This window comes from Actinosynnema sp. NPDC059797 (assembly GCF_042732085.1).
In the GTDB taxonomy this organism is placed as follows: domain Bacteria; phylum Actinomycetota; class Actinomycetes; order Mycobacteriales; family Pseudonocardiaceae; genus Actinosynnema.
Map to the genome: position 1 here is coordinate 1 of NZ_JBHWIE010000514.1, position 4,001 is coordinate 4,001.

Genomic DNA, 4,001 nt, shown 5'->3' on the forward strand with positions numbered 1-4,001 from the left:
GGGCCCGCGGGCGCGCGGCACCCGGCCGACAACGAGGGAGCGGTCCCGAGGCGGGCGGCGGTGCCCACCGCGGCCGCGGTGGCGTTCGCGCCGCCGCGGCCGCTGGTGTGCGGTGACGCCGGCTGCGTGGTGGTGGAGGTCGCGGTGCCCGTCGCGCTGCCGGCGGCGAGAGCGGCGTGCCCGGTGGTCACCTCCCCTGCCCAATCGCCCCCGCCGGGTCCCGGCGGTGCCGGAGGAGCTGTTCCACCGGCGCCGGTCGCAGACGCGGTGGGAGTTCGCGGTAGGCCCTTGGTCCGCGATCGTGCTGTCTTCGCTGCTGTGGGCGGTCCGGCAGGTCGCCGTCCGCGGCACCGTCCACGGCACCGGCGACCTGCCCGGTGAACCGGGCGTCGGCGGTGGTCAACCCGGTGCTGCTCGGTGTCCTGTTCCGGTGGACACCGGGGCAGATCTGGGAACTCCTTGGAGGGGTCGATGGCCGACGCGGTTGATCTGGCGCTGGCCCAGTGGTCGGTGCAGCGCCCGGACGTGGACACCTCGCCGCTGGCGGTGCTGTCGCGGGTGACGCGCCTGTCGCGGCTGCTGGAGCGCGAGTTGCGGGAGTTCCTGGCGCACTACGACCTGGAGCCCGGCGAGTTCGACGTGCTGACCACGCTGCGGCGGGCCGGTGCGACGCACGGCATGACCGCGGGCGCGTTCCTGTCGGCGTCGCTGGTCACGGCGGGCGCGATCACCAACCGGATCGACCGGATGGCGGCCAAGGACCTGGTGGAGCGGGTGCCCGACGCGGCCGACCGGCGGGTGGTGCGGATCAAGCTGACCGAGCGGGGCCGGGAGCTGGTGGACGGGATGCTGGGCGAGCACATGGCCCACTGCGCGCGGCTGCTGGAGCCGCTGGACGACCGGACCAGGCTGGTGGTCGCCGACGCGCTGCGGACGCTGCTGGAGGTGTGCGAGTGACGGGGCGGGAGCTGCTGCTGATCGGCGGCGGCGCGGGGGTGGGCAAGACGTCGGTGGCGTGGGAGGTGTCGGCGCTGCTGCGGGGGCGCGGCACGGCGCACTGCTTCGTCGAGGGCGACTTCCTGGACCAGGTGCACCCGGCCCCGCCGGGCGACCCGCACCGCACCGCGATCACCGAGCGGAACCTGGCCTCGGTGTGGGCGAACTACGCCGCCCTGGGCCAGACCCGCCTGATCTACAGCAACACCGTCAGCGTCCTGGAGGAGCCGATGATCCGCCGCGCGATGGGCGCGGGTCCGCCGATCCGGGTGACCTCGGTGCTGCTGACCGCCGCCGAGGACGTCGTGCGGGCGCGCCTGGCCGGCCGGGAGTTCGAGGCGCACGTCCGGCGCAGCCTGGCCGCAGCCCGCACCCTGGAGCGGGACGCGCCGGCGCACACCGCCCGCGTCCCAACCGACGGCCGTTCGGTGGTGGAGGTCGCCGGCCTCGTGGTGGACCTCGCGGGCTGGTGACGCCGGGGCGCCCGCCTCAGCCCGCGGCCGCGACCTCGGCCCGCTCGGGTTCGGCCCGGTCCGGCGGCCGCAGCCTGCGCAGCCACACCGGCAGCAGGGCGATCGCGAGCACGGCGGGCACGAGGGTGCCGGTGAGGGTGACCAGGAGGTTGCCGGCCGGGGTCTGCTGGAACGGGACGCCGTCGAACATGCGGTGCCCCAGGGACCACACCGGGGCGAGGTACCACACGACCACCGCGCCCAGCAGCGCCCGGGGCAGGGGCGTGGGGTGCCGCCACGCGACGGTGGCCAGCCACACCAGGGCCGGCACCACCCACACGCAGTGGTGCACCCAGGTGACCGGCGAGGCGAGCTGCGCGGCGAAGGCGATCACCAGCAGCCCGACCACGTCGTGGCCGCGGCGGTGCGCCCACACCGCGGCGGCCAGGCACGCCGCCGTGGCCGCGGCGGCCGGCAGCAGCGACCAGTCCGGGGCGGTCCGCTCGCCGACCAGGCGCGCGAAGAACCCGGGCAGCGAGTGGTTGACCATCACGTCGGTGGGCACCGCGCGCGCCGAGTCGAAGAAGACGCCCTGGAACCAGTACGCGCGCGAGTCGGTGGGCAGGAGGGCGAACCCGACCAGGGCGGTGGCGGCGAACGCGGCCAGGGCCTGGAGGGCGGCGCGGCGGCGGCCGGTGAAGAACAGGTAGGCGACGAAGAGCAGGGGCGTGAGCTTGATGCCGGCGGCGACGCCGGTGGCGATGCCGCGGTAGCGCTCGGGCAGCGAGGGCAGGAAGTCGACCAGGACCAGCACCACCAGGAACAGGTTGATTTGCCCGAGCAGCACGTTGAACTGCACCGGGCCGAGCATCGCCGCGAAGACCACGCCCGCCGTCACCAGCGCGGTGGTGCGCTGCCGGGTCGTGGTCACGCCGGTGATGCGCAGCATCAGCCAGATCGACGCGGCCAGCGCGAGGTAGCCCGCGGTGGTCCAGGCGAACTGGGCGACCGCGGCCGGCACGAGCGCCGCCGGGACCATCAGGACGGCGACGAAGGGCGTGTAGGTGTACATCATGCCGGGGAAGAAGGCCGTGTCGACGCCCAGCTCGTACAGCCGCACGTCGTGCAGGAGGGCCTGGGCGGCTCCCCGGTAGACGGCGAAGTCGATCATCCAGTGGGGGACGACGGCGCCGAAGACCAGCACGGCCTGCGTGGCGAGGGCGAGCGCGACGGCGGTGACGGCGGCGAGGGGGACGAGCCGGCGCGCGCGGGCGGGAATCGGGGGGAGCCGGGTCGTGGCCGGTTCCGGGGTGGGTGGGAGTGGTCCACCGGTGTCGCGTGCTCGCTCGTCCTCGCGCATCAGCGCCTCCTCAAACGGGACTCGAAGGCTAGTCACGAGAGGTGCCTGAACCCTTCGGTTTTCCACACTGTATCGAGGAAGTCAGCTTTCCGCCTCCGCTGCTTCGACCAGCGGTGTTGCTCCCCGAAAGGGCGAGGACCGCACTATTGCGTTGCAACTTCGACAGGAATTGGCGATGATGGCTGGTTTATCAGGAACAGTTCTCGCCGTGCCGAACCGCCCGGCCCCCGGACGGGCGGACCCGGACCCCCGGCGGCCGGGCCCTCACCACGTCACAGGGGTGGGAACCGAATACGCCAGAAACGGGCCGCGCCTGACGTAGCCGCTGGTCCGGGGCCGCCTCGACGCGGACTACGTCTCGAAGACCGCTTCGACGACGGCGGCTGTCTCGGCGGTGCCGGCCCGGAAGTACCGACCAGCGGTGTCGAGCAATGCGTGGCCGAGAAGGGCTTGGACCTGGGCGACGTCGGCACCACCTTGGCGGAGACGGGTTCCGTGTCCACCGCCGTGTCGACGGGCGAGGACCGTCTCGGCTGCGGCCGACGACGGCACCGGCGCACCGGGTTCTCCCCCACCGACGTACCGGCGGTCGGAGTGGTCCTCGTTCGCGGCGGTGCGGCCCGCGCGACGGATCTTGCACCGCTTCGCAGCATGTGCGCGGGCCGTGCCACCGGGCCTCGCGGGGTCCAGGGGGCGCGAGCCCCCTGGTACCGCGCAGGTCGGCGCCGCAAGCTCCGCTCCGCGCGACGGCGGCCGCGCGGCCGCGCTCGGCCGGTGCACCTGCCCGGGGCGCGGCACACCGGTGTGCAGGGATTGTGGATGGTCCGTGTATTCCCTGGTCCGGGGCTTGTTGAGCCGGGTGCGGCGGCCTCACCGGACCGGGTGGTGTCGACGTCGGCGGGCCGGTCGACGTCGCCGTGGCGCGCGAGGATCGGGCCTGCTGGCGGGAGCTGCAGGACTAGTTGGAATCATGACGTGAAGAATCATCCGATTTCGGTGATCGCGGATTCCGTGATCACGACTGTTGGGTATGTCCGGCCGGTTCGCCGCCGGTTCATGGATTCATCTGGGCTCTGCCTGGTCTTGTCCGGCGGCGAGGTCTAGCCCGTGTTTCAAAGGTTGAGGTGAGCGGCGGCGTGTCGGTGGCCGGAACGTGGCGAGGTCTCCGGTAAGTGGGTTAGCGACCAAGCAAA

Annotated in this window: 4 protein-coding genes; 2 read left to right on the plus strand and 2 right to left on the minus strand. The window is 73.4% G+C overall.

Translation table 11 applies throughout. From position 1 onward, the window contains the following. The coding region (locus tag ACFV4N_RS40785) for a hypothetical protein (protein ID WP_499678048.1) at nt 1–191 on the minus strand (191 nt) is incomplete at its 3' end. Nucleotides 192–471: 280 nt separating this feature from the next. On the opposite strand from ACFV4N_RS40785, the gene ACFV4N_RS40790 reads away from it, so the two are divergent. After that, entirely contained in the window at nt 472–957 is a 486-nt protein-coding gene (locus ACFV4N_RS40790; protein WP_499678049.1) for a MarR family winged helix-turn-helix transcriptional regulator, read from the plus strand. Beyond that, nucleotides 954–1,469: a hypothetical protein gene (locus tag ACFV4N_RS40795; RefSeq protein WP_499678050.1), complete on the plus strand. Its 516-nt coding sequence runs from the start codon at nt 954–956 to the stop codon at nt 1,467–1,469. The genes ACFV4N_RS40790 and ACFV4N_RS40795 overlap by 4 nt, the downstream gene beginning before the upstream one ends. Nucleotides 1,470–1,485: 16 nt before the next feature. Here the strand turns inward: ACFV4N_RS40795 and ACFV4N_RS40800 are convergent, their stop codons facing one another. After that, nucleotides 1,486–2,808 (minus strand): glycosyltransferase 87 family protein, encoded by a 1,323-nt coding sequence (locus ACFV4N_RS40800; RefSeq protein WP_499678051.1) that lies wholly within the window; start codon nt 2,806–2,808, stop codon nt 1,486–1,488. Nucleotides 2,809–4,001 lie beyond the last annotated feature (1,193 nt).

Bases quoted from the DNA above. Each gene is read 5' to 3' on its own strand.
- ACFV4N_RS40790 (WP_499678049.1), top strand. From the start codon at position 472: ATGGCCGACGCGGTTGATCTGGCGCTGGCCCAGTGGTCGGTGCAGCGC.
- ACFV4N_RS40800 (WP_499678051.1), bottom strand. From the start codon at position 2,808: ATGCGCGAGGACGAGCGAGCACGCGACACCGGTGGACCACTCCCACCC.